Raw genomic sequence first — 25,669 nt, 5'->3', positions numbered from 1 at the left:
GCGGGGACTGCCCCCGCAGCCGGGACTTCCCCGGCCGGGACGGCAGTCCGCCCGGGGCCGCGCCTCTGGGGTTGCTGTCCGGGCTGCGTCGCGTGCGCCTCGCTTCGGGCTGTGCCTGGAACCTCGGCGGGCATCGTGCCCCTTGTGGCTCAGTGACGGTGCCGCTTCCTGTCCCGGGTGGACAGGAGCGCGAATTCAGCTGTCCTGTCGGGAGTTACGCCGCGTGGCCGCCGTCCACCGCGAACTCTGCGCCCGTGATGTAGTCGGCCGTCGCCAGATGTGCGACCGTCGTCGCCACCTCCTCCGCCCGTCCGAAGCGGCCCAGCGCCGTCATCGCGGACTGGGCGGGCGCGTGTGGGCCGTTCGCCGGGTTCATGTCCGTGTCGATCGGGCCGGGGTGGACGATGTTCGCCGTGATGCCGCGCGCGCCCAGCTCCCTGGCCAGGGCCTTCGTCAGGCCCACCAGGGCCGACTTGCTCATCGCGTACAGGGTTCCGCCGGGGCCGGGTACGCGCTGCGTCATGCAGGTGCCGATCGTGATGATCCGGCCGCCGGAGGTCATGCGCGCGGCGGCGGCCTGTGAGGCCAGGAACACGCCGCGTACGTTCACCGCCAGGACGCGGTCGACGTCGGAGAGGGCCAGGTCCGTCAGTGGTCCGAGGACGCCGACGCCCACGTTGTTCACCAGCACGTCCAGGCCACCGAGCGCCTCCGCCGTACGTTCCACCGCGCCGGCGGCCTCCGTCGCGTCCGCGGAGTCCGCCCGGAGGGCCACCGCACGGCGTCCCAGCGCCTCCACGGCCCGTACGACGTCCTGGGCCGCCTCCTTGCCGTTCACGTAGGTGACGGCCACGTCCGCGCCCTCCTGGGCGAGCCGCAGTGCCGTCGCCGCGCCGATGCCCCGGCTGCCGCCGGTCACCAGGGCGACCTTGCCGTTCAGGGGTCCCTGCAGAGTTGTCAGCGCTGTCGGAGTTGTCATGGAGCCATCCCAGCGGCCCGCCGCCCCACGTGCTGGCGGCGAACGGACACCGAGGTCAGGCACCCGAAACCCCGTCCACCGATGAGTTGCGGGGGCCGCCGGGGTCTGAGCTGATGACAACCAGGACCCCTCCCAGAGAGCAGGCACCCGCCATGGGCACCCTCACCCTCACGTCCTTCGTCACCCTCGACGGCGTCTACCAGGCGCCGGGCGGTCCCAACGAGGACCCGCGGGACGGCTTCACACAGGGCGGCTGGAGCGTCCCGTACGGGGACGAGGACTTCGGCCGGTTCATCACCGAGGTCTTCGAACGCGTCGACGTCTTCCTCCTGGGCCGCCGTACGTACGACATCTTCGCCTCGTACTGGCCCAAGGTCACCGACCCCGCCGACCCGGTCGCGTCCCGCCTGAACGGCCTGCCGAAGTACGTCGTGTCGTCCAGCCTCAGGGACCCGCACTGGGCCGGCACGACCGTGCTGAGCGGTGATCTCGGCAAGGAGGTCGCCGCCCTCAAGGAACACACGGACCGTGAGGTCCAGGTGCACGGCAGTGGCGCCCTCGCCCAGTCACTCCTCGCCCTGGACCTCGTCGACAAGGTCCACCTGCTGACCTTCCCGGTCGTCCTCGGCGCCGGCCGCCGCCTCTTTACAGAGGGCGCCGTCCCGACCGCCTTCCGGCGCACGGGAGGCCGTACGACCGCGGCGGGCGTGTCCATCCAGACGTACGAGTCCGCGGGCCGCCCGGAATATGGCACGTACGAGCTTCCGGAGAACGTATAAACGTATAGGCGTGGAAATGCGATCCCGCGTCATTCCGAACTGCCTTGCCCCGCGTCCTGTCGCGATGTGGGGGGTACGCGGGGCAAGGGGTTCAGCGGCACATGCGGATCAGGTCGCACCGTTCCTCGTACCGAGTCGTGGGGGACTCAGCAGCCGTAGTCGATCAGGTCGAACGAGGCGTAGTGGTCGGAGGTGTAGTAGTCCTCCTGGTACTCCTCACCCGTGACGATGCGACGGGCACCGCGCGTGGAGGAGCCAGGAGTCTTGACCGTGTACTCGTGGTAGTAACCGGTGGACTGCGAGGGCAGGACGCCCTCCCGGTTCTGGAAGACGCTGCCGTCCTGCGAGTACGGGTAGGGGCCGCCCTGCGCGATCAGGTTGAGCGTCGTGTAGGCCTGCGACGGCAGGTCGTCGTAGCAGATGCTGCCCACTGCCGTGGTGGCGGCACCGGCCGTGCCGACGGTGACGGTGCCACCCACCAGGAGAGCGGACAGTACGGCGGCTGCGGCGCCGATGCGAGTGATTCGTGGGGGGAATCTCATGCCCTCATGATGACGCGCGTAGATAGTGGCATGTCAATGACAACCCCGAAGAATTTCCCGTCAAGTCCGATGAGTTTTCCGGAAGTTAACTTCGGGATCGACCACCTCACCGGTCACCCCGGTCACCCCCGCTTCCGGCTCTCGGCAGCCGCGAACAGCGCGAACGACAGCACGAGCAGTGCGGCGCTCGCGTAGACCTCGTAGCCGTCGAGAAAACCGATCTTCTGTACGAGGCCCCAGTGCACGTCGGTGAATTCGTGCAGCAGGCCCGCGATGCCCTGCACCAGGGCGAGGAAACCGATGATCTCCAGTAGCTGCTTCATGCCGCGATCCTCACCCCGGGCGCCGCCCGCTTCCATCGGCCGCAGGGCGAGGCATCCTCTCCCGAAGTCGCCGTTCGCTCCCGGCGGCACCGCCGAAAGTCTGCGGCGGCCCGACTTTGGTCGACGATCACTGCTCGGCAGGGGTGACACGGGCCAGGAGTGCGTAGATTTGTCGACTGTGAGTGGTGACAGGCCGACATCCGTTCCCGAGGCCCCGACGGCGTTCCCGGGGCGGCGGTGGCTCTTCCCGTCGGCCGTGCTCGACGAACTGGACCCCGCCCCCGACGCCGTCCCCGGCCTCGGCTCCGAACGCAAGTGGGCCGGACGGTTCGGCCGGCTCGGGCTGTCCGCACGGCCCCGGCGCACCGCACGCGACTGGGTCGTCGACTTCACCTGTTTCCTGCTGGCCGTCGTCATCGGCGTGCTGGGCGCGGACGCCCTGGCCGACGACCCGAACACCCCCCACGCCCTCGCCGTCGTCGACCAGTGGCTCGGCGCCCTCGCCTGCGCCGCCGTCTGGCTGCGCCGCCGCTGGCCGCTCGGCCTCGCCGTCGCGATGCTCGTGGTCAGCCTCGTGTCGAGCACCGCGGGCGGCGCCGGCCTGGTCGCCCTCTTCTCCCTCGCCGTGCACCGGCCCTTCCGGTACGTCGGCCTGGTCGCCGCCGCCTCCGTCGCCGTGATGCCGGTCTTCTACTGGCTGCGCCCCGACCCGGACCTGCCGTACGTCGTCTCGGTGATCCTCAGCGTGCTGCTGACCGCGACCGCGGTCGGCTGGGGCATGTTCGTACGGTCCAAGCGGCAGCTCATGCTCAGCCTGCGGGACCGGCTGCGGCGGGCCGAGACGGAGGCCGCGCTGCGGGCCGAACAGGCGCAGCGGCTCGCCCGCGAGGCCATCGCGCGCGAGATGCACGACGTACTCGCCCATCGCCTCACTCTGCTGAGCGTCCACGCCGGCGCTCTGGAGTTCCGGCCCGACGCACCCCGCGAGGAGGTCGCGCGGGCGGCCGGGGTCATCCGGGAGAGCGCCCACGAGGCCCTCCAGGACCTGCGGGAGATCATCGGCGTCCTGCGGGCGGGCGACGCGGAGGAGGCGGGGCGCCCACAGCCGACCCTGGCCGCGCTCGACACCCTGGTGACCGAATCCCGCGAGGCCGGCATGAAGATCGTGCTGGACAGCCGTGTGACGGCACCGGCGGCCGTCCCCGCCTCCATCGGCCGCACCGCCTACCGGATCGTCCAGGAGGGCCTCACGAACGCCCGCAAACACGCCCCGGGCGCCGAGGTCACGGTGTCCCTCGCGGGCGCCCCGGGCGACGGCCTGACCGTCTCCGTACGCAATCCCGCGCCCCCGGGAGACATCCCGCACGTTCCCGGCTCCGGACAGGGCCTCATCGGGCTGATCGAGCGCGCGACGCTGGCGGGCGGCCGGCTGGAGCACGGCACGGAGGCGGACGGGGGAGAGGGCGGACACGGGCACGCGCGCGTGGGGTTCGCCGTACGGGCCTGGCTGCCGTGGGGCGGACCTCTTTGAAGCGGGACCCCTTGAAGCGAGACCTCTTTAATGAGGGACCTCTTTAAGAAGAGGGCGCTTTCAGCCGCGCACCGTACGCGGTACCACCCGACGTCCCGCCTCCCCGTACACCCAGCCCGAGGTCTCCTCGATGAACTCGGTCGGAAAGCCCGGCCGGAATCCGGTCGTCTCGTCCAGTTTGACCACCAGGTCCTCGGGGAGCGTCAGTTCGGCCGCGCCGAGGTTGTCCATGAGCTGCTCGACCCGGCGCGCGCCCACGATCGGGTGCACGGCGGGGGAGTGCGCCATGGTCCACGCGATGGCCACCTGCGCGGGGGACGCGCCGAGTTCGTCCGCCGCCGACTGCACGGCCCGCGCCACCGTGTGCTCGTGCTCGCCGACCGCGTCCGCGGACAGCCGTACCGACTCGTCGGGGGCGATGCCCCGCGCGCGGGTGTACTTGCCGGACAGAATGCCGTTGTGCAGCGGACTCCAGGCCGCCACCGACATCCCGAACGCCTCGGCCATCGGCAGCAGTTCACGCTCGATGTCCCGGTTCAGCAGGCTGTACGGCACCTGCAGCGCGGCGAACTGCGACCAACCCCGCCACTCCGCCAGGGTGTTGGCCCGGGACACCACCCAGGCCGGGGCGTCCGAGATGCCGACGTACAGCACCTTCCCCGAGCGCACGGCGTCGTCGAGGGCACGCATGGTCTCCTCGACGGGCGTGGCGCGGTCCCAGATGTGGACCCAGTAGACGTCGACGTAGTCCGTGCCGAGCCGGCGCAGGCTCGTCTCCAGGGACAGCGTGAGGTTCTTGCGGTGGTTGCCCGCGGCGTTGGGGTCGGCGCCGTCGCGCGAGATCGTGTACTTGGTGGACAGCACGAGCCGGTCGCGCCGCCCTCTGAGGAGTTCGCCCAGGATCGTCTCGCTGGCCCCACCGCGGTAGTTGATCGCGGTGTCGACGACATTGCCGCCGGCGGCCTCGTACGCGTCGAGGATGCGCGCGCACTCCTCCTTGGGCGCGCCCACCCCGCCCTGCTCACCGAAGGTCATGGCTCCCAGGAAGAGTTCGGAGACGCGCAGGCCGGTCCGGCCCAGCAGTCGGTAACGCACGAAAGGCCTCTCGCTTGACGGATGTTCAGGCGGGCAATGTAGCCGCGCTCCGCCCGTGTCCGACCCGGCGCCGCACAACCGTGATTACGTAGGGCCATGACCGTGATCAGACTGCTCCTCGTCGACGACGACCCCCTGGTAAGGGCAGGCCTGTCCTTGATGATGGGCGGCGCCGACGACATCGAGATCGTCGGCGAGGCCGCCGACGGCAGCGAGGTCGAGGCGCTCGTCGGCCGCACCGGCCCGGACGTCGTGCTCATGGACATCCGGATGCCGACGGTGGACGGTCTCGCCGCCACCGAACGCCTCCGCGCCCTCAAGGACGCCCCGCAGGTCGTGGTCCTGACCACCTTCCACGCCGACGACCAGGTACTGCGCGCCCTGCGCGCGGGCGCCGCCGGCTTCGTCCTCAAGGACACCCCGCCCGCCGAGATCCTGGCCGCGGTACGCCGTGTCGCCGCCGGGGACCCCGTCCTGTCGCCCGCCGTGACCCGCCAGTTGATGGCCCACGCGGCGGGCGGCACGGCCGACACCCGGCGGGCCGGCGCCCGGGAGCGGATCGGTGCCCTGAACGACCGGGAACGCGAGGTCGCGGTCGCCGTCGGCCAGGGCCGCTCGAACGCCGCGATCGCCGCCGCCCTGTTCATGAGCGTCGCCACAGTCAAGACGCACGTCTCCCGCATCCTCGCCAAGCTCGACCTCAACAACCGAGTGCAGATCGCTCTGTTGACGTACGACGCCGGACTCCTGGAGGAAAACGGTCCGGACGGGCACTAGCCGGTGCCGCCGCCCGTTCTCATGGCAACGGGGACGGCCGGGCCCGGCAGCGGGACCGGCCGCGAGGGCGGCTGTCAGGGGGATCGTCGTGGGGGAAGCGCACGTGCTCGATCTGGGGGAGTTCGGCGACGGGTTCAGGGCGGACCCGCATCCGGTGTACGCACGGCTGCGCGCCCGCGGCCCCGTGCACCGCGTCCGGCTGCCGGGTCACGACGCGCACCACGAGACCTGGCTCGTCGTCGGGTACGAGGAGGCGCGGGCGGCGCTCGCCGACCCCCGGCTGGCCAAGGACGTGAACAAGATCGGGATGCGGTTCCTGGACGAGGAGCTGATCGGCAAGTACCTCCTCGTCGCGGACCCGCCGCAGCACACCCGGCTGCGCGCGCTGGTCACCCGCGCCTTCACCGCCCGCCGCGTGGAGGCACTGCGGCCGCGGATCCAGAAGATCACCGACGAACTCCTCGACGCGATGATCCCGGGCGGCCGGGCCGACCTGGTGGACTCGTTCGCGTACCCGCTGCCCCTCACAGTGATCTGCGAACTGCTCGGCGTGCCCGAGATCGACCGTACGGCCTTCCGGAAACTGTCCTCGGAGGCGGTCGCGCCCACCGACGCGGAGAGCCACCACGACGCGTTCGTGCAGCTCGCCGCGTATCTCTCCGACCTGATCGAGGACAAGCGGTGCGCCGGACCGAGCGGCGACCTGCTCAGCGACCTGATCCGGACCACGGCCGAGGACGGCGACCGGCTGTCCCCCGCGGAACTGCGCGGCATGGCGTTCATCCTGCTGATCGCGGGCCACGAGACGACCGTCAACCTCATCACCAGCGGCGTCCACGCCCTGCTCACCCACCCCGCCCAACTGGCCGAACTGCGCGCCGACATGACCCTCCTCGACGGCGCGGTGGAGGAGATGCTGCGCTACGAGGGACCGGTGGAGAACGCGACCTTCCGGTTCGCCGCCGAACCCCTGGAGATAGGCGGCACAGCCGTCGAGAAGGGCGAGGCGGTGATGATCGGCCTCACCGCGGCCGACCGCGACGGGGACCGCTATCCGGCCCCGGACCGATTCGACATCCACCGCGACACCCGGGGCCACATGGCCTTCGGCCACGGCCTCCACTACTGCCTGGGCGCCCCACTGGCCCGCCTCGAAGCACGCACGGCGATAGGCACCCTGCTGGCCCGCACCCCCGGCCTGGCGCTCGCCGGCCCGCCCGGCGACTGGCTCCCTGGGATGCTGATGCGGGGGGTGCGGAGCCTGCCGGTGCGCTGGTAGCGGGCCGGTCCCGAGCGCCGGTGTCCGTCCGGTGCGGTGTGCCGGCGACTCTCCGGTCCTGTGCGTCGGCTGCGGTTCGGGCCTGTGTGCCCGTAGCCGTCCGGGCCTGTGCGCACGTAGCCGTCCGGTCCCGCGCGCTTGTAACCGTCCGGTTCTGTGCGCCCGTAGCCGTCCGGTTCCGCGCGTCGGCAATCGTCTGCTCCCGCGCGCGCCGACAGCCGTCCGCTCCCGTGCGTCGGGGCGACCGTCCGGCCCGGTGCGGTGATGGCCGGCCGGCCCGGGAACGCCTCGGGGAGTCGCCGCCGTCGTCCCCCCTCGGTCGTCGGTCCCGTGCTCAGTCCCACCCGCCCGCGATCTCCGCGAGGTGGACGGGCCTGTGCTCCTGTCTGGACAGTTCGCAGGCCTCGGCGACGCGCAGGGCCTGGAGTGCCTCGCGGCCGTCGCAGGGGTTGGCGCGCTCGCCGCGCACCACCTCCACGAACGCCGACAGCTCGGCCTCGTAGGCGGGGCCGAAGCGCTCCAGGAAGCCGGTCCAGGGCTTGCTCGCGGCCGGCGGTCCGGCCGGTTCGGTGGACGCGATGGGCGTACGGTCGTCCAGGCCCACACCGACCTGGTCCAGCTCGCCCGCCAGCTCCATACGGACGTCGTAGCCCGCGCCGTTCATACGCGTTGCCGTCGCCGTGGCGAGCGTGCCGTCGTCCAGGGTGAGTACGGCGGCCGCCGTACCGATGTCGCCCGCCTCGCGGAACATCGAGGGACCGGTGTCCGACCCGGTCGCGTACACCTCGACGATCTCGTGCCCCGTCACCCAGCGCAGGATGTCGAAGTCGTGGATCAGGGTGTCCCGGTACAGCCCTCCGGACAGCGGCAGGTACTCGGGCGGAGGCGGCGTCTGGTCCGACGTCATCATGCGGACGGTGTGCAGCCGGCCGAGCTTCCCGGAGCGCACGATGTCCCGTGCGCCCGTGTAGCCGATGTCGAAACGGCGCTGGAAGCCCATCTGAAGGATCGTTCCAGCTGCCTCCACCTCGGCGATCGCGGCCAAGGTGGCGGGCAGATCGAGGGCTATAGGCTTCTCGCAGAACACCGGCAGACCCGAGCGTGCTGCCCGACCGATCAGTTCGGCGTGGGCCGAGGTGGCAGCGGTGATCACCACGGCGTCCACGCCCCAGGTGAAGATCTCGTCGACACCTGGTGCGGCCGTTGCTCCTAAACGATGTGCAAGATCCTGTGCCCGTCCGCTGTCCGCGTCCGTGACGATGAGTGAGCCCCCTACCTCGCGGTGGCGGCTGAGGGTGTTCGCGTGGAATGTACCGATGCGGCCCGTCCCGATGACTCCGATGCGCATGAGAACCAAACTGGGGTCCGACCAGGCACGCTGTCAATGCGTATGTCCGGACAATCGAACTACACAACTTCCCGTCAACAATCCCCGCAGCTACGCTCGGCCCGTGCCGAAACCAGATGTGGATCCCACAGCGCCGCTGGAGCTGAGTGTGGACCGGAGCAGTCCGGTGCCGCTCTACTTCCAGCTGTCCCAGCAGCTCGAAGCCGCGATCGAGCACGGAGCACTCACGCCCGGCAGCCTGCTGGGCAACGAGATAGAGCTGGCCGGACGACTCGGCCTGTCCCGCCCGACCGTGCGCCAGGCCATCCAGTCCCTGGTGGACAAGGGTCTGCTGGTACGCCGGCGAGGCGTCGGCACGCAGGTCGTGCACAGCCAGGTCAAGCGCCCGCTCGAACTGAGCAGCCTGTACGACGACCTGGAGGCGGCGGGCCAGCGCCCCGCGACCAAGGTCCTCGTCAACACGGTCGTGCCGGCCTCCGCCGAGGTCGCCGCCGCCCTCAACGTGGCCGAGGGCAGCGACGTACACCGCGTGGAACGGCTGCGGCTGTCCCACGGCGAGCCGATGGCGTACCTCTGCAACTACCTGCCGCCTGGCCTCTTCGACCTGAACACCGCACAACTGGAGGCCACCGGCCTCTACCGCCTGATGCGCGCCGCCGGAATCACCCTCCACAGCGCCCGCCAGTCGATCGGCGCCCGAGGCGCCACGGCGGAGGAGGCGGACCGCCTCACCGAACGCGAGGGCGCCCCCCTCCTCACGATGCAGCGCACAACTTTCGACGACACAGGCAGAGCGGTCGAATTCGGCACCCACACCTACCGCCCCACCCGCTACTCGTTCGAATTCCAACTACTGGTACGCCCCTAGAGGAGGAGAAAGGGGCGCAGCCCCCTTTCTCCTCCTCTAGGGGCGCGGGGAACTGCGCGAGCAACCACAGACCACCCGCACCCGGCAGACAACCGCACCGCCCCATCGCTCCCCCGCAACGCACCCTCCTTGCCGGTGAGGCAGAATCACTCCCGATGAGCAGCTACCGCGACCTCGCACTCCCCAGGGCACTCGCCGGCTCCAGCCGAGAAGGCAGCGCCCCCATCGGCTCCCGCAGGGCCCCGGCCCTGCGTACCGTCGGCACGCGCGAGCGCCGGTCCCACCTCACAGCCCCCCGCGTGCCCACCGTCGGTATCGACATCGGCGGCACGAAGGTGATGGCGGGAGTGGTCGACGCCGACGGCAACATCCTGGAGAAGCTCCGCACCGAGACGCCGGACAAGTCCAAGAGCCCCAAGGTCGTCGAGGACACCATCGTCGAGCTGGTCCTCGACCTGTCCGACCGGCACGACGTGCACGCGGTCGGCATCGGCGCGGCCGGCTGGGTCGACGCCGACCGCAACCGGATCCTGTTCGCGCCCCACCTGTCGTGGCGCAACGAGCCCCTGAGGGACCGCATCTCCAGCCGCCTCGCCGTTCCCGTCCTGGTCGACAACGACGCCAACGCGGCCGCCTGGGCGGAGTGGCGCTTCGGCGCGGGTCGCGGCGAGGACCACCTCGTCATGATCACGCTCGGCACCGGCATCGGCGGCGCGATCCTGGAGGACGGCCAGGTCAAGCGCGGCAAGTTCGGCGTGGCGGGCGAGTTCGGCCATATGCAGGTCGTGCCCGGCGGCCACCGCTGCCCGTGCGGCAACCGCGGCTGCTGGGAGCAGTACAGCTCCGGCAACGCCCTGGTCAGAGAGGCGCGCGAACTCGCGGCGGCCGACTCCCCGGTGGCGTACGGGATCATCGAGCACGTCAAGGGCAACATCGCCGAGATCACCGGGCCGATGATCACCGAGCTGGCCCGTGAGGGCGATGCCATGTGCATCGAACTGCTCCAGGACATCGGCCAGTGGCTCGGCGTCGGCATCGCCAACCTGGCCGCCGCCCTGGACCCCTCCTGCTTCGTGATCGGCGGCGGCGTCTCCGCGGCCGACGACCTGCTGATCGGCCCGGCCCGCGACGCCTTCCGGCGCCAGCTGACCGGCCGTGGCTACCGCCCCGAGGCCCGTATCGCCCGCGCCCAGCTCGGCCCCGAGGCCGGCATGGTGGGCGCCGCCGACCTCGCCCGGCTGGTCGCCCGCCGCTTCCGGCGCGCCAACCGACGGCGCGTCGAGCGATACGAACGCTACGAGAAGTACGCCGAGACCCGCCGCACCTCCCAGGGGCCGCTGTGACCGCCTCCCTGCCCCGCCAGGCCATGGCCCCGGACGAGCAGCCCAAGCCGCCCGAGGACCGGGGCCACATGATCCGCCGCCGGGCCCTGACCCTGCTGATCATCGTGCTGCTCATCGGCGTCCCGGCCGGCTATCTGGTGATCTCCGCCAACCAGAGCCGCGACAGCGGCAAGGACAAGGAACGCAAGTGGGCGGCGCGCGGCCTCACCGAGGCCTGGCCCTCGAAGGTCCAGCGCCACATCTACGAGGTGCCCGTACCGCGCCAGGCCGACGGCAAGGGAATCCTGTCGACGAAGGTCGCCTACTACGAGACGAACAACTGGCGCACCAGCCGTCTGTACGTCCAGTTCATGACCACGAACGCGGGGCTGGACTACTTCTTCAAGGCCATGGGCGTCCCCCGCGCCGGCCTGAAGAAGGACCAGCTCAGCATCAGCGCCCGCGACCGGAAGATCGTCGGCTGGGAGTTCAAGGAGCCGGGCCCGTGGTGGGGTCTCGCCCACCAGCAGAAGAACCCGGCACCCACCCAGCACATCGTCGTGAAGTGGTCGCACCCCAACCACTACATGGTCTACGTCGTCTCGCGCACCACCCCCTGACGGGCCGGGCGACCGGGCTCCGGCCCGTCGCCGGGACCGATTGTCAGACCCCGCCCGTACAGTCGAAGACGTCCGACTCGACGGACACGACACGAGGGCGGGAGGTGGCGTAGGCATGAGCGACGAGGCATCGACGACAGCGGTGGCGGACGTGTCCGTGCGCCTCGCGGCCGTCTTCCTCCCGGCCCCGCTCCCGCGCGAGGGCCGCATCGCCTTCTGGGATCCGACGGGGGACACGGGCCTGCCCGGTGAGGGCGACACACACACGGAACTGACGGTCGTACGACGACACGGCGCCGGCGTCCGCCGCCGGACCACCCCCGCGCTGACGCTGCCCGTCGAGGCAGCGCTGCCGCTGCTCGTACGGGCCCGCCGCGACCCCGCCGCCCATCCCGCCACCGCCTGCTGGGGCGCCGCCGCGCTGCACGCCCTGCGGCTCACCGCCCGCGGCAGGCTGCTGCCCGGGCTCACCCCCGCCGGACACGACGCCTGGCGCGCGGGCCCGCTGGAGCCCGACGACATCGCCCACCTCAGGGCCATCGCCGCCGCCCTGCCGTACGAGGGCCACGCGGTGCCCCTCCCCGGCTCCGGACCCCTGCAACTGCCCGAGCCCGAGGCGCTCGTGCGCGCCTTCCTGGACGCCGTCGCGGACACCCTCCCGCGCACCCCGGCGGCTCCCTACGCAGCGGGGCTGCCCTTCGCCGCGCGCGCGGCACAGCGTCTCCCTGACGCCCACGACTGGGCGGCGGAGGTCGCCGCGGGCATGGACGCGGGCGTGCGGATCTCGCTCCGCCTCGACCTGTCGGCGTACGAACTGTTCGACGACCCCGACCGGGTGCGCAGCGCGGGTGCGGCGATCGTCCAGGTACACAGCCTCGCCGACCCCACCCTGGTGACCGACGCGGCGACCCTGTGGGCGGGCACCGCGGACGCGGCCTTCGGGACACGCGCACGCGTGGACGCGGCTTTGGCGGTCCGTCGCGCCGCCCGCGTCTGGCCTCCGCTCGACCGCCTCACCGAGCAGGACGCGCCCGCCGTACTGGCACTCTCCGAGGAGGAGCTGTACGACCTGCTCGGGAGGGCAGCGACCCGGCTCGCCGCCGCGGGCGTCGCCGTGCACTGGCCCCGGGACCTCGCCCAGGACCTGACCGCCCAGGCGGTCGTACGCCCGGCGCCCGGCTCGGCGAAGGACGGCACCGGCTTCTTCGAGAGCGAGGAACTCCTCCAGTTCCGCTGGCAGTTGGCGCTCGGCGGGGATCCGCTCACCGAGGCCGAGATGGACCTGCTGGCCGAGGCCCACCGTCCAGTCGTACGCCTCAAGGACCAGTGGGTCCTGGTGGACCCGGCCCTCGTCCGGAAGGCACGCAAGCGCGAACTGGGCCTGCTCGACCCGGTCGACGCGCTCTCGGCCGCACTCACCGGCGAGGTGGAGGCCGACGGTGAGACGGTCGAGGCGGTCCCGGTCGGCGCGCTGGCGACCCTGCGCGACCGGCTCACGGCGGGCATCACCCCCGTGGAACCGCCCCCGGGACTGAAGGCCACCCTCCGCGACTACCAACTCCGGGGACTGGCCTGGCTGGACCTCATGACCTCCCTCGGCCTCGGCGGCTGCCTCGCCGACGACATGGGGCTCGGCAAGACGATCACCGTCATCGCCCTGCATCTGCGGCGGGCCCGCAGCGAACCGACGCTGGTGGTCTGCCCGGCCTCCCTGCTGGGCAACTGGCAGCGCGAGATCACCAAGTTCGCGCCCGGCGTCCCCGTCCGCCGCTACCACGGCCCCGACCGCACCCTGGAGGACATGACGGGCGGCTTCGTCCTCACGACGTACGGCACCATGCGGTCGACGGCGACCCGGCTGGCCGAGCAGCCGTGGGGGATGGTCGTCGCGGACGAGGCACAGCACGTCAAGAACCCGTACTCGGCGACCGCGAAGGCACTGCGCACGATCCCGACCCCCGCGCGCGTGGCGCTCACCGGCACCCCCGTCGAGAACAACCTCTCCGAACTCTGGGCCCTGCTCGACTGGACCACCCCCGGCCTCCTGGGCCCCCTGAAGTCCTTCCGCGCCCGGCACGCACGCGCGGTGGAGACAGGCGAGGACGAGGAGGCGATCGCCCGACTGGCGCGCCTGGTCCGCCCGTTCCTGCTGCGCCGCAAGAAGTCCGACCCGGGCATCGTCCCGGAACTCCCGCCGAAGACGGAGACCGACCACCCGGTCCCCCTGACCCGCGAACAGGCCGCTCTGTACGAGGCGGTGGTGCGGGAGTCGATGCTCGCCATCGAGACGACGGACGGCATCGCGCGCCGCGGCCTGGTCCTGAAGCTGCTGACCTCCCTGAAGCAGATCTGCGACCACCCCGCGCTGTATCTCAAGGAGGAGGCGCCGACGCCCGCCGCGAGCGACCGGATGGCGGCCCGCTCCGGCAAACTCGCCCTGCTGGACGAGCTGTTGGACACCCTGCTCGCCGAGGACGGCTCGGCCCTGGTGTTCACGCAGTACGTGGGGATGGCCCGCCTGATCTCCTCCCACCTCGCGTCCCGCGCGGTCCCGGCGGAACTGCTCCACGGCGGCACCCCGGTCCCGGAACGGGAACGCATGGTGGACCGCTTCCAGGCCGGCGCGACCCCGATCCTGGTCCTCTCCCTGAAGGCTGCGGGCACGGGCCTGAACCTGACGCGCGCGGGCCATGTCGTCCACTTCGACCGCTGGTGGAACCCGGCGGTCGAGGAACAGGCCACGGACCGGGCCTACCGCATCGGCCAGACCCAGCCCGTCCAGGTGCACCGCCTGATCACCGAGGGCACGGTCGAGGACCGCATCGCGGAGATGCTCGAATCCAAGCGAGCCCTGGCCGACGCGATCCTCACGTCCGGCGAGGCATCCCTCACGGAACTGACGGACCGCGCACTGTCCGACCTGGTCTCGCTGCGGAGGGCGGTGTGATGCCGACGGAGGAACACGAGGACGGGCGCGGCCCGGCGGGGGAGGAGCCGGTGCAGGCCGAGCGTCCTCTGCCGGACGACCCCGGGCAGGACCGACCGGCAGACGAGCGGATGCAGGCCGAGCGCCGCCTGCCGGACGAGCCCAGCGAGGACCGACCGGCAGACGAGCCGATGCCGGGCGAGCGCCCCCTGCCCGACGATCCCGGCCAGGACCGACCGGCCGACGCGGCCCGCAGAGCCCTGAGGGCCGCCCGGGAGCGCGCGGGCCAGACGACGACATCTGCGACACACGGCGCGGCGCCGGGAGCGGTGCCCGCGCGGGGCGTGGCACGTGCGGCGGCGGCCGGGAAGCTCACAGAACCCGAGAAGCCTGGGCAGCGCGGGAGGTATGAGAAGCCCACGGAGACCGGGGAGCCCGAGCAGCGCGGGAGGCTCGACAGGCCCGTGGAGGCCACGGGGCCCAAGGCGAGGCCGGGTGACGCGGCCCGTGTGGCGCTGTGGGGTGCGACGGCATCGGCCAGCAGCAAGCCCCCGACAGGAGCCACGGCAGGGCCGGGCCCGGCGGCCCCGGACGGGCTCGACGGTGCCCCCGACGTCCCCGATGCCCCGCAGGCCCGTACCGACGCGGGAGACCGCAAGAGCGGACGCCCCGGAGACGTCGCCCGCGAGGCCTTGCGTGCCGCGCGTGGAGAAGCGCTGCGGGCCCGGCTCGACGCGGAGGCGGCCGCAGCCGAGGCCACGCGGCGGCCCGTTCGGCCCCTGCGCGCGCGGGACCCGCGTGACCGGAGTCCCGGCGACCGGGTGCGTGACGTACGGGAACTGCTCGCCGGTTCCTTCGAGTTGCCCACCGACGAGTCCCCGGCGGCTCCCGTGCGGGACCCCAGGCCTGCTGGCGCCGAGCCGCACACGGACCCCTCGCCGCCGGTGACCGTGGGGGAGGTCCTGCGTGCCGTCGCCTCGCCGACCCCCCGGGGCGACACTGGCGTCGAGGCCGACGAAGCGACGGTAGACGCGTCCAGCGACACCCCCAACCCCCGGGCCACCACCGAGTTCCGACACGTACCGCCGCCCCTCGCCGATCCCCACGACAGCCACAGCGACAGCGACACCTCACGCATCGCCCCCGTGCCCTCCTCCATGGCCGCCCCCGGCCGTGACGGTGAGCTGCGCCGGACCTTCCCCGCCCTGCGAGCCTCGGGAAACCGGGAGACGGCGTCCGAGGGCGTCCGCTTCGCGGAGAGCTGGTGGGGCAATGCCTGGGTGACCGCCCTGGAGGAGGGCGCCTTGGACGCCGCCCGGCTGGTGCGGGGGCGTGGGTACGCCGAGAAGGGGCACGTCGATGCCATCACCGTGACACCGGGGCTCGTACTCGCCTACGTACAGGGCTCCCGCCCCCGGCCGTACCGCGTACAGGTGCGGCTGCGCACCCTCGGAGGCCAGGAGTGGGAGCGGTTCCTGGACGCCGCCGTGGAGCGGCCCGGGCACATCGCCGCGCTGCTCGACAAGGAGCTGCCCCAGTCCCTCGCCGACTGCGGGGCCCCGCTGCTGCCCGGCCCCGGCGACCTCGAACCCCGGTGCAGCTGCCCCGACTCCGGACACCCCTGCAAGCACGCCGCCGCCCTCTGTTACCAGACCGCCCGCCTCCTCGACGCCGACCCCTTCGTCCTGCTCCTCCTGCGGGGCAGGGGCGAACGGGAAGTGCTGGACGAACTGTCCCGGCGCAACGCGGCCCGTGGCGCCCGTGCCGCTCAGGAGCAGCAGACGGCCGCCTTCCCCGGGGTCCGGGCCTCCGACGCGCTCGCGCCGCACACCCTCCCGCCGCTCCCGGCCCCGCTGCCTCCCCGTCCGCACCCCGAGCCGCCCCCGGCCTACCCGGCGTCCCCCGGCGGCCCGGACCCCTTCGCGCTGGACCAGTTGGCGACGGACGCCGCCGCCCGCGCCCACACGCTGCTCACCACCGGCCACGACCCGGTCGGCGAGCTGACCCTGTGGCAGGACGCCGTACGGCTCGCCGCCGCCCGCCCCGGCTCCGGCCTCACCGCGGGCACCCGCGCCCTCTACTCCTCGCTCGCCAGAGCCGCCGGCCGCACCCCGGCCGACCTGGCGCGCGCGGTGGCCGCCTGGCGGCAGGGCGGGCTCGACGGACTGGAGGTCCTTGAGGAGGCGTGGGACCCGCCGGCGGGGCGCTTCGACCGCGCCCGCCCGCTCCTCCGCGCCGCCGACCTCCCCGCCTTCAGACCCTGGCGCAACCACCTCACCCACCCGCGCGGCCACATACAGCTCCGCCTGGGCCGTGACGGCCTCTGGTACGCGTACGAGTCCGAACCGGGCCACGACGACTGGTGGCCCCGAGGCACCCCCGACCTGGACCCGGTCGGCGCCCTCACCGGCCTCGGCAACCCCGCGGATTCCTGAAGCCCGGCGGAGAGAGGCAGAAAGGTGGATGGAAATGGATAGAAAACGTATACCCGAACCGGCCCGCCGGCCGCTCTCCCGCCCATGCCGCAAGGCATCTCACATGCAGTAACGTCGAGCCGTGACGGACAACGGGAACAGCGAACGGCCATCCGCGCGTGCGGGGCGTCCCGGACAGCGGAAGCGGGCCGACGCGCACCACGGCGCCAAGGAGCGGCCCAGCACGATCCGTGACGTGGCGCGGAAGGCCGGAGTCTCCGTAGCAACCGTTTCCCGAACCCTCGCCGGGAACTACCCGGTCTCCGACGAGGCCCGGGCCCGGGTCATGGCCGCCGTCGCGTCCCTGCACTACGTGGTCAACGTGCACGCCAAAGCCCTCTCCGGGCGGGTCGCCGGCCCGGTTGCCCTGGTGATCAAGGACATCACCGGGCCGTCCCTCGCCCATGTCGCCGCCGGAGTGGAGCAGGAGGCCGCCGACCGGGGCAGGCTCAGCCTGGTGTGCGCCACGCACGACGACGCGACCCGGGAGGACGCCCTGGTCCAGCTCATGCGCGAGCAACACGCGGCCGCCGTACTCCTCGTGGGCGGAGTGGTGCCGGACGCGGCGTACGAACGGCGGATGGCCGGCTACGCCCGGGCGCTGGACGCCGCCGGGTCACGGCTGGTGCTGGTGGGCCGCCCGGCCCCGGCGCCGGACCTGCCGCTGACGGTCGTGGACTACGACAACCGGGGCGGCGCCTTCCAGGCCGCCTCGCACCTGCTCGCCTCCGGGCACCGCCGGGTGCTGTTCCTCGGCGGGGAGACCGGGCTGAGCAGCGGCGACGAACGCCGGGCCGGCTACCGGGACGCACTGCGCGCCCATGGCGCCGACCACGCCGGGGAACTCGACACCGAGGGGACGTACACCCGAGCCTCGGGCTATGCCCGCACCCGGGACGCCCTGCGCGCCGGGCTGGAGTTCACGGCGGTGTTCGCCGCCTCCGACATGGTCGCGCTGGGCGCGCTCGCCGCACTGCGCGAAGCCGGACGGGACGTACCGGGCGACGTGTCCGTCGTGGGCTTCGACGACGTGCCCTTCGCGACCGACCTGACCCCGTCCCTCACCACCGTCCGGGTCCCCTACGAGGAACTCGGCCGTACCGCCGTACGCCTGGCCCTGGAGCGCGAGGAGTCCCTCGGCGGCGAGGACCATGTGGTGCTCGGCACACAGCTGGTCATCAGACAGTCGGTGCGCAGGCTCGCCTGGTAGGCCCCCGGAGCGCTCGTCCGCCCCTCCACCTCCTGGTCACCCGCCGGATGTGGAGGATTTTCGTACGACGGCGGACCAATGGGGAGGTCTCGTGAGCTACCCGGCCCCGTCCCGGGAGGGGATGTGAGATATGGGAGCGTAAGCGGGTGAGTGAGACGACGAAAGAGACCCTGCAATACCGATTTGACGGGCCGGAAGACGCACCTGTCCTGATCCTGGGTCCCTCGCTGGGCACGACGTGGCACATGTGGGACCGGCAGGTGCCGGAGCTGGTGAAGCAGTGGCGGGTCTTCCGTTTCGACCTGCCCGGACACGGCGGCGCCCCCGCACACCCCGCCGGATCGGTCACCGACCTGGCCACCCGACTGCTCGCCACGCTCGACGCGGTCGGCGTACAGCGCTTCGGCTACGCGGGCTGCGCGCTCGGCGGCGCGATCGGCGCCGAACTGGCGCTGCGCCACCCGGAGCGGCTGGCCTCGCTCGCGCTGATCGCGGCCTCGCCCCGCTTCGGGACGGCCGACGAGTTCCGCCAGCGCGGGGTGATCGTCCGGACGAACGGGCTCGACCCCATCGCCCGTACGTCCCCCGAACGCTGGTTCACCAGCGGCTTCGCCGCCGCGCAGCCCGCGATCACCGAGTGGGCCGTACAGATGGTCCGCACCACCGACCCCGGCTGCTACATCGCGGCCTGCGAATCGCTCGCCTCCTTCGACGTACGGGGCGAACTGGGCCGTGTCGGTGTGCCGACCCTCGTCCTCGTCGGCTCCGACGACCAGGTGACCGGCCCCGCCGAGGCCCGCACCCTGGTCGCGGGCATACCGGACGCCCGCCTCGCGGTCGTACCCGGTGCCTCGCACCTGGTCCCGGTCGAGCAGCCCGCGGCCGTCACGGATCTCCTCGTCCGCCACTTCTCGACGGCCTGGCAGCCCGCGTACGACAACCCGACCGGCCAGACGGCCATCTCGGCGGCGCCGCTCAAGCCGGTGCTGACCGCCGCCCAGCCGATCACCCCCATCGCGGAGATCGCGCCGGCCGCCGCACAGTCCGGCGGGCACAGCCGCCCGGACCAGTACGACGCCGGGATGAAGGTCCGGCGCGAGGTGCTCGGCGACGCGCATGTCGACCGGGCGCTGGCGCAGGCGGACGAGTTCTCCGGGGACTTCCAGGAGTTCATCACCAGATACGCGTGGGGCGAGATCTGGAACCGGCCCGGCCTCGACCGGCGCTCCCGCAGCTGTGTCACCCTCACCGCCCTCGTCGCGGGCGGCCACCTCGACGAACTCGCCTTCCACACCCGTGCCGCCCTCCGCAACGGCCTCACCCCGGTCGAGATCAAGGAAGTGCTGCTCCAGGCCGCCGTGTACTGCGGGGTACCGGCCGCGAACAGCGCGTTCAAGGTGGCCCAGCAGGTCATCCGCGAGGAGACGACCCCCGAGGAGTGACCGGGGAAGCCTGGTGGTGAAACCACCAGCCTCGGCGGCCCACCATCCCGGCCCACGCGGCAGGATGGGACGCATGAAGCTCACGAAGAAGTCGCACGCCTGCATCCGTCTGGAGAAGAACGGGCAGACGCTCGTCCTCGACCCCGGTGCGTTCAGCGAGGAGGACGCCGCGGCAGGCGCCGACGCGATCCTGGTCACCCACGAGCACGCCGACCACTTCGACGAGGGACGCCTGCGCGCCGCCCTGGACGCCAACCCGGCCGCCGGACTCTGGACCCTCGCCTCGGTCGCGGAACAGCTCTCCGCGGCCTTCCCGGGCCGCGTCCACACCGTCGGCCACGGCGACACGTTCACCGCCGCGGGCTTCGACGTCCAGGTCCACGGCGAACTGCACGCCGTGATCCACCCGGACATCCCGCGCATCACGAACGTCGGTTACCTCGTCGACGGCGCCGTCTTCCACCCCGGCGACGCCCTCACCGTCCCCGACCACCCGGTCGACACCCTGCTGCTCCCGGTCATGGCCCCGTGGAGCAAGCTCTCCGAGGTCGTCGACTACGTCCGCGAGGTCAAGCCGCAGCGCGCGTACGACATCCACGACGCCCTGCTCACGGACCTCGCCCGCCCGATCTACGACCGGCTGGTCGGCGGCCTGGGCGGCGCCGAGCACCAGCGCCTTGCATCGGGGGCCTCGGCGGAGGTCTGAGCCGCGTTGTCAGACCCGGCGGGTAGGTTGTGGGGCATGCGTATCGCGACCTGGAACGTGAACTCGATCACCGCCCGCCTGCCGAGGCTGCTGGCCTGGCTGGAGAGCACCGGCACGGATGTGCTGTGCCTCCAGGAGGCCAAGGTCGCCGCCGAGCAGTTCCCGTCCGACCAGCTGCGCGAGCTGGGCTACGAGGTGGCGGTCAACGCGACCGGCAGATGGAACGGCGTCGCGGTGATCTCCCGCGTGGGCCTGGAGGACGTCGTGCGGGGCCTGCCCGGCGACCCCGGCTACGAGGGCGTCGAGGAGCCCCGTGCCGTCTCCGCGACCTGCGGCCCGGTCCGCGTCTGGTCGGTGTACGTGCCGAACGGCCGCGAGGTGGACCACCCCCACTACGCCTACAAGCTCCAGTGGTTCGAGGCCCTGAAGGCAGCGGTCGCCGGGGACGCGGCGGGCAGCCGCCCGTTCGCGGTCCTGGGCGACTACAACGTGGCCCCGACGGACGACGACGTCTACGACCTCGCGGCCTTCGAGGGCCTCACCCACATCACCCCGGCGGAGCGCGCCGCCCTGGCGTCCCTGCGCGAGACGGGCCTGACGGACGTCGTCCCCCGCCCCCTGAAGTACGACCACCCCTTTACGTACTGGGACTACCGCCAGCTCTGCTTCCCCAAGAACCGGGGCATGCGCATCGACCTGGTGTACGGCAACGAGCCCTTCGCCGGAGCGGTGAAGGACGCGTACGTGGACCGGGAGGAACGGAAGGGCAAGGGGGCGTCGGATCACGCTCCCGTGGTGGTCGACCTGGAGGTGTAGAGCCGGGGGGCCTGCTCTCGTGGGCGTGGGGGGCCTTTTCAGCGCCGGGCGCGCATCTCCAGCCCGTCCGGCGATTGAGGACGAGCGCGTTCAGCGCGATACGAGGGTCTGGGGGCGGAGCCCCCAGGTACGGCCACGTAAACCCACGGTTCCCTACGGAACCAGCGCCCCCAGCTCCACCGCCCCAGCCAGCGCAGCCAACCCCGCATCACCGGGATGCAGATGATCCCCACTGTCGTACGCGGCCAGCAACCGCGTCGGCTGTGCCGGGTCCCGTAGCGCCGCGTCGAAGTCCACGGCCCCGTCGAAACCACCGTCGGACACCGCCTCCTCGCGGATCCACGTGTTGACGGCACCCCGCTGACCGTCGACGACAGAGGTGCACCGCGCCTCACCCCCGCACGGCCCGATCGTCGCGACCAGCACCCGCACCCCCCGCGCCCGAACCCGCTCGGCCAACTCGCGCAGCCCGGCGATGACATCGCCCGCCGACGCACCCGTCCGCAGGTCGTTCACGCCCTGGAAGACGATCGCCGTCCGGGCCGACGTCTGGGCGAGGACGTCCCGGTCCAGGCGGTGCAGGGCGCTGACCCCGCCCGAGTCGGTCGAGACGCCGTCGCCCGGGTAGCGGTCGGTCAGGATGCGGTTCGCGGCGATGCCCTGGTTGAGGACGCCGTAGGGGGGAACCGCGCTCTGGGCCCGCAGCCGGTCGGCGAGCACATCGGGCCAGCGCCGGTTGGCGTCCAGGGTCGAGCGCTCGCCGTCGGTGATCGAGTCGCCGAGCACCACCACCGACCCGGGACCGTCACCCACGTCGACGCCCGTCAGCAGCGGCCACGTCGTCAGCGTCGAGGTGTACGGCGTCGGGGAGCCGTCCGCCGTATGGTCGCCCGGCTCGCTGACGTACGAACGCTGCTGCGTGAGCCGGTGCAGCGGGGCCGCCGTGACCGTGCCCGGGAGGTGGAAGCTCACCAGCAGATTGGTGTCGGCGGGCACCGTGAAGTCCAGCGGGTCGCTGAACGCCTGTGCCCCGGCCGGGAGTTCGACCCCTGCCGCACCCCCGAACGTCAGCGGCACCGGCGTACCGCTCGCCGTCGCGCCCGCCGACTGCACGGCCACCGTCGCGCTGCCGATCCGTACCGGCGCCGACGCGAAGGTGTTGTCGAAGCGGACCCGCACCCGTGGCCCGCCGGCCGACGAGTGCACCACCAGTCGCAGGGTCCGGTCGGTCCAGGGGCCGACGGTCGCGTACGTCGAGGTCGGCGCCGCCCAACTGCCCGTCCAGGCGGCCGTGTCGGGCCGTACCGAGAGGGCGAACACATGCAGGTCGGCCGCGTACGGCAGCCGGACCGACTCGACCTCGTGGCCGCGTGCGATCGGCACGGTGACGACGTACAGCCGTGCCTTCTCGGCGAGTTGGCCGGTGGGCGTGTTCACATGCGGCAGGGCGACCGCCTTGGCGCCGAGGGGGCCGGTGCGCCAGTCCGGGGCGGTCAGCCGGTACGAGGACTCCGTGCCGTCCGCGTACGAGACCGTGCCCGCGCCGCTCACCTCGGAGCCGCCGGTGGCGGTGAGGAGGAACGCGAGGGCGTCGCCCTCCCCGCGCAGACGTACGGGCTGGCCGGCCGCGCGGACGTTGTCCGGCTCGCCCGGGTCGCGGCAGGGCCAGGTCAGCCTCGCGCCCTGGACGGTGAGTGCGCGGCCCCTGGTCCAGCCGGCGGCCGTCAGGTCCTGGGCCGACAGGGAGGCGCCCGAGCCGTCGAAGTCGGCCGCGCCGGGGAGGGTGTCGTCGCTGATCGCGGTGTTGTCGAAGTACTGGGTGAGGGGGAGGGGTTCGGTGGCCTCGGCCGTGGACGACAAGGGGGTGAGTGTCGCGCACAGGGCGAGGATGATGCCCGGGCCCCAGAGACCTCGGAGTCCCGGTCCCCGCTCGACTCGGCGCATCTTCGTCCTCTCGGTCGACTCGGCCGCCGCTCAATGCAGTGTGAAGCTAAAGAGGTACCAGGTGCCCGTCAATGCGGCAGGTGTGCCGGGCACGGGTGTGCGAGGAAGTTGGCCGGAACCGGCGGCCCCGCGCGCCCAGTGGTGCGGTCGGCGGTGTGAATGACACGCTGGACGTATGAACATCCCTTTCCTGGGCAACTGGCGCAAGAAGCATGGACTCGCCCGAGGGGTGGCGGTGTTCTCCGAGGGGGAGCACGACCCCGAGGCGGTCGCCGGGCTTCTCTCCGAGTGCGAGTTGCTCCGCTCCCAGGCCGGCCGGGAGGGCGTCGAACTCGACGACTCCGCCGCCTCGTTGGAGGCGTTGGACCAGCTGCTGCCGGGCTGGCGGGACGACGAGGAGGCCCTGTCCTGGCTCGGCAACGACGCGGGCCTCTATCTCGGCACCGTCATCGTGCGGACCGTCCAGGGTGCCACCTGGGACTTCTGGCCGAACGGCCAGCCCGTCGTGCGGCTGTCGTCGGGCCGTGAGTTCGACGTCGTCGCCTCCGGTCACGCGTGGGCGTCCAGCGGTGCCCCCGAGCTTTCGCAGCTGTACGCGGAGGTCGCGGAGTCGTAGCCGAGGGGGAGACGCGGCAGGTATGGCTGACGTAAATACGGCTTATGCCCGAAAAGTGCGTGTCGTGTACTAACTCCATCCTCGGGTGGATAGTTTGCGGCAACCACGACACAGCTGAGAGTAAGTAGGGCTGGGCATGGCCGTCGATCCGCTGATCGAGCTGCAGGAAGTCAACAAGCACTTCGGTGAGCTGCATGTTCTCCAGGACATCAACCTCATCGTCGGCAGGGGGGAGGTGGTCGTGGTCATCGGCCCGTCCGGGTCGGGCAAGTCCACTCTGTGCAGGGCGATCAACCGGCTGGAGCCGATCGAGTCCGGGACGATCAGGCTGGACGGAGAGCTGCTGCCCGACGAGGGCAAGCCGCTCGCGCGGCTGCGGGCCGAAGTCGGGATGGTCTTCCAGTCGTTCAACCTCTTCGCCCACAAGACCGTCCTGCAGAACGTGTCGTTGGGGCAGGTCAAGGTCCGGGGGCGGAACAAGGGCGAGGCCGACAGGCGCTCACGTGAACTGCTCGACCGGGTGGGCCTCGCCTCGCAGGCGCCGAAGTACCCGGCCCAGCTCTCCGGCGGTCAGCAGCAGCGTGTCGCCATCGCGCGCGCCCTGGCCATGGACCCCAAGGTGATGCTCTTCGACGAGCCGACGTCCGCGCTCGACCCGGAGATGATCAACGAAGTCCTGGAGGTCATGCAGCAACTGGCCCGCGAGGGCATGACGATGGTCGTCGTCACCCATGAGATGGGCTTCGCCCGATCGGCCGCCAACCGGGTCGTGTTCATGGCCGACGGCCGCATCGTCGAGGACCGCAGCCCCGACGAGTTCTTCACGAACCCGCGCAGCGACCGCGCCAAGGACTTCCTCTCCAAGATCCTCAAGCACTGACGGCCGACGCCGGCCGGGGCGGGAAATCGGCCGCGGCGAACCTCGACTACGATTTGCGGTTCATCCCCGTGGTGTTGGTGACCCGGCCGGTCCGCGACGGGGATGGGGACCGAGGCCGTGGACGTGGCACCGGCCGAATCAGGGACGCTGCTGCCAGGCGGGCAGCGGTAGAAGGGCATGCGTTCGCCCGGCGGCAGCCGGAGATCACTGCTCGCACAGGGGTACCGACACTTTTGTGGCGTCGTGCTCCGGCGAGGAGGAGGTCAGCTGCGCGCCGGTCGGGTTGTGCTCGATGCGGAGCGGGTCGCCCGGGCCGACCAGCTCGCCGAGGCCGAGCGGGCCCACGTCGCAGAGGTACGCGACGTGGGCGCCGCTCTCCTTGGTTCCGGCGCCCGCGACCCTCCACCGCCGGCTACGAGGCGCGGTGGGAACTGCGCGGGGCGGCGACGGCGGGCAGCGGGGTCTGTGCCGCCCGGGTGATGTCCGTGACGACCTCGACGACATCGGGCCCGTACGCCTGCGAGTTGACGACCTTCAGGAGCAGGGCGAACGAGTTGTTGCCGTGTTTGCGGGCGAGCCGTTCGTGGTTGCGGGCGAGATAGCGGGTCGCCGCCTGGTTGGTGATCGCGCGCTGGCCGCAGAAGAGGAAGACCGGCCGGGCCTCGCCGCTCTGGCCCGCGGTGAGCCGCGCGAGGATCACGTACTCGCTCTTGCCCCCATCCAGCCGGTAGCGCTCGGTGCCGATCTGGAAGGCGCCGCGGTCCGGGCCGGGTTCGGCGTCGACGTTGACGCGGACGCCGGGCAGCAGCGAGTGCAGATGGGCCAGCATGCGGCGATTGGAGGCCGGTCCGCCCACACAGAACTCGGTCCGCTCGCCGAACCCCTGTTGTGCGGCGTCGTGGGCGACGACCTGGGCGTGGGCGTTGCAGTCCTTGATGAGGGCGGAGAGTTCCAGGAGCGCGAACACGTCGTGGCGCATCACCGTCAGCTCGGGGCCACCGGCCTCGCGGCTCACCACGAGCAGCGACTCGGAGTTGTCCGGCAGCCCGAAGAAGGCCTGCTTGCGGCGGAGTTTGCGCCTCCACAGATAGGTGCGGGCCAGCCAGCCGAGGGCTGCGCTGATACCGGCCGCGACCACACCGAGGACGATATTGCGCACATCGTCAGTCATGGGCGCGCATGTTAGCGGTCG

22 protein-coding genes and 1 pseudogene are annotated in these 25,669 nt (G+C 72.0%); 15 read left to right on the top strand and 8 right to left on the bottom strand.

Annotated features, from left to right (window positions below; translation table 11 throughout):
* Positions 1–214: 214 nt before the first annotated feature.
* Positions 215–979 carry an SDR family oxidoreductase gene (locus tag ACFYXF_RS39530; RefSeq protein ID WP_389356824.1) on the bottom strand — a complete coding sequence of 255 codons (765 nt, stop codon included), beginning with the start codon at positions 977–979 and terminating at the stop codon, positions 215–217.
* 152 nt (positions 980–1,131) lie between these two features.
* On the opposite strand from ACFYXF_RS39530, the gene ACFYXF_RS39525 reads away from it, so the two are divergent.
* Positions 1,132–1,758, top strand: coding sequence for a dihydrofolate reductase family protein (locus ACFYXF_RS39525; protein ID WP_389356823.1), 627 nt, complete (start codon positions 1,132–1,134; stop codon positions 1,756–1,758).
* A 146-nt stretch (positions 1,759–1,904) separates the two neighbouring features.
* Here the strand turns inward: ACFYXF_RS39525 and ACFYXF_RS39520 are convergent, their stop codons facing one another.
* Together ACFYXF_RS39520 and ACFYXF_RS39515 are read right to left on the bottom strand one after the other, a co-directional pair.
* On the bottom strand, positions 1,905–2,300 hold the full coding sequence (locus ACFYXF_RS39520) for a ribonuclease domain-containing protein (protein ID WP_369031373.1): 396 nt from the start codon (positions 2,298–2,300) through the stop codon (positions 1,905–1,907).
* A 122-nt stretch (positions 2,301–2,422) separates the two neighbouring features.
* Positions 2,423–2,623 (bottom strand): hypothetical protein, encoded by a 201-nt coding sequence (locus ACFYXF_RS39515; protein WP_389356822.1) that lies wholly within the window; start codon positions 2,621–2,623, stop codon positions 2,423–2,425.
* A gap of 178 nt (positions 2,624–2,801) precedes the next feature.
* Between ACFYXF_RS39515 and ACFYXF_RS39510 the strand changes: the two genes are divergently transcribed.
* Positions 2,802–4,154, top strand: coding sequence for a histidine kinase (locus tag ACFYXF_RS39510; protein WP_389356821.1), 1,353 nt, complete (start codon positions 2,802–2,804; stop codon positions 4,152–4,154).
* Positions 4,155–4,214: 60 nt separating this feature from the next.
* Here ACFYXF_RS39510 and ACFYXF_RS39505 read toward each other — a convergent pair whose 3' ends face one another.
* Positions 4,215–5,249 (bottom strand): aldo/keto reductase, encoded by a 1,035-nt coding sequence (locus ACFYXF_RS39505; protein ID WP_389356820.1) that lies wholly within the window; start codon positions 5,247–5,249, stop codon positions 4,215–4,217.
* A 96-nt stretch (positions 5,250–5,345) separates the two neighbouring features.
* On the opposite strand from ACFYXF_RS39505, the gene ACFYXF_RS39500 reads away from it, so the two are divergent.
* The gene (locus ACFYXF_RS39500) at positions 5,346–6,026 is read left to right on the top strand and encodes a response regulator (protein WP_389356819.1); all 681 of its coding nucleotides are present in this window, start codon (positions 5,346–5,348) and stop codon (positions 6,024–6,026) included.
* Between the two features lie 88 nt (positions 6,027–6,114).
* Positions 6,115–7,305 (top strand): cytochrome P450, encoded by a 1,191-nt coding sequence (locus tag ACFYXF_RS39495; protein WP_389356818.1) that lies wholly within the window; start codon positions 6,115–6,117, stop codon positions 7,303–7,305.
* A gap of 334 nt (positions 7,306–7,639) precedes the next feature.
* Here the strand turns inward: ACFYXF_RS39495 and ACFYXF_RS39490 are convergent, their stop codons facing one another.
* Entirely contained in the window at positions 7,640–8,653 is a 1,014-nt protein-coding gene (locus tag ACFYXF_RS39490; RefSeq protein ID WP_389356817.1) for a Gfo/Idh/MocA family oxidoreductase, read from the bottom strand.
* Positions 8,654–8,771: 118 nt separating this feature from the next.
* On the opposite strand from ACFYXF_RS39490, the gene ACFYXF_RS39485 reads away from it, so the two are divergent.
* From ACFYXF_RS39485 to ACFYXF_RS39445, 9 genes are all read left to right on the top strand, one after another.
* Entirely contained in the window at positions 8,772–9,521 is a 750-nt protein-coding gene (locus tag ACFYXF_RS39485; protein ID WP_389357020.1) for a GntR family transcriptional regulator, read from the top strand.
* A 155-nt stretch (positions 9,522–9,676) separates the two neighbouring features.
* Positions 9,677–10,864 (top strand): ROK family glucokinase, encoded by a 1,188-nt coding sequence (locus ACFYXF_RS39480; protein ID WP_389356816.1) that lies wholly within the window; start codon positions 9,677–9,679, stop codon positions 10,862–10,864.
* Positions 10,861–11,463 carry a sugar kinase gene (locus ACFYXF_RS39475; RefSeq protein WP_389356815.1) on the top strand — a complete coding sequence of 201 codons (603 nt, stop codon included), beginning with the start codon at positions 10,861–10,863 and terminating at the stop codon, positions 11,461–11,463. Before ACFYXF_RS39480 ends, ACFYXF_RS39475 begins: the two co-directional genes overlap by 4 nt.
* A 115-nt stretch (positions 11,464–11,578) precedes the next feature.
* Complete coding sequence (locus ACFYXF_RS39470; protein ID WP_389356814.1) at positions 11,579–14,410, top strand: DEAD/DEAH box helicase; 2,832 nt, start codon at positions 11,579–11,581, stop codon at positions 14,408–14,410.
* A gap of 170 nt (positions 14,411–14,580) precedes the next feature.
* Entirely contained in the window at positions 14,581–16,824 is a 2,244-nt protein-coding gene (locus tag ACFYXF_RS39465; RefSeq protein WP_389357018.1) for an SWIM zinc finger family protein, read from the top strand.
* Between the two features lie 121 nt (positions 16,825–16,945).
* Positions 16,946–18,073, top strand: a complete 1,128-nt coding sequence (locus ACFYXF_RS39460; RefSeq protein WP_389356813.1) for a LacI family DNA-binding transcriptional regulator — start codon at positions 16,946–16,948, stop codon at positions 18,071–18,073.
* 146 nt (positions 18,074–18,219) lie between these two features.
* Complete coding sequence (pcaC, locus tag ACFYXF_RS39455; RefSeq protein ID WP_389356812.1) at positions 18,220–19,515, top strand: 4-carboxymuconolactone decarboxylase; 1,296 nt, start codon at positions 18,220–18,222, stop codon at positions 19,513–19,515.
* Positions 19,516–19,588: 73 nt separating this feature from the next.
* A complete protein-coding gene (locus tag ACFYXF_RS39450; RefSeq protein ID WP_389356811.1) occupies positions 19,589–20,221 on the top strand; it encodes an MBL fold metallo-hydrolase in 633 nt (210 codons plus the stop codon).
* Between the two features lie 36 nt (positions 20,222–20,257).
* On the top strand, positions 20,258–21,037 hold the full coding sequence (locus tag ACFYXF_RS39445; RefSeq protein WP_389356810.1) for an exodeoxyribonuclease III: 780 nt from the start codon (positions 20,258–20,260) through the stop codon (positions 21,035–21,037).
* A gap of 153 nt (positions 21,038–21,190) precedes the next feature.
* Here ACFYXF_RS39445 and ACFYXF_RS39440 read toward each other — a convergent pair whose 3' ends face one another.
* Positions 21,191–22,981: an SGNH/GDSL hydrolase family protein gene (locus ACFYXF_RS39440; protein WP_389356809.1), complete on the bottom strand. Its 1,791-nt coding sequence runs from the start codon at positions 22,979–22,981 to the stop codon at positions 21,191–21,193.
* Between the two features lie 175 nt (positions 22,982–23,156).
* Between ACFYXF_RS39440 and ACFYXF_RS39435 the strand changes: the two genes are divergently transcribed.
* Together ACFYXF_RS39435 and ACFYXF_RS39430 are read left to right on the top strand one after the other, a co-directional pair.
* The gene (locus ACFYXF_RS39435; RefSeq protein WP_389356808.1) at positions 23,157–23,597 is read left to right on the top strand and encodes a DUF6278 family protein; all 441 of its coding nucleotides are present in this window, start codon (positions 23,157–23,159) and stop codon (positions 23,595–23,597) included.
* Between the two features lie 136 nt (positions 23,598–23,733).
* Positions 23,734–24,477, top strand: coding sequence for an amino acid ABC transporter ATP-binding protein (locus ACFYXF_RS39430; protein WP_389356807.1), 744 nt, complete (start codon positions 23,734–23,736; stop codon positions 24,475–24,477).
* A 204-nt stretch (positions 24,478–24,681) separates the two neighbouring features.
* Here the strand turns inward: ACFYXF_RS39430 and ACFYXF_RS39425 are convergent.
* Together ACFYXF_RS39425 and ACFYXF_RS39420 are read right to left on the bottom strand one after the other, a co-directional pair.
* Positions 24,682–24,861, bottom strand: a pseudogene (locus ACFYXF_RS39425) (acyl esterase); the annotation flags it as partial.
* 28 nt (positions 24,862–24,889) lie between these two features.
* Positions 24,890–25,648 (bottom strand): hypothetical protein, encoded by a 759-nt coding sequence (locus ACFYXF_RS39420; protein ID WP_389356806.1) that lies wholly within the window; start codon positions 25,646–25,648, stop codon positions 24,890–24,892.
* Positions 25,649–25,669: the final 21 nt, after the last annotated feature.

Origin of the sequence: Streptomyces sp. NPDC002680 (assembly GCF_042889145.1) — a bacterium.
GTDB classification, from domain to species: Bacteria; Actinomycetota; Actinomycetes; order Streptomycetales; family Streptomycetaceae; genus Streptomyces; species Streptomyces adonidis.
Note: the sequence above shows the minus strand (reverse complement) of the source record. Positions and strands in the feature narration are given on the sequence as shown.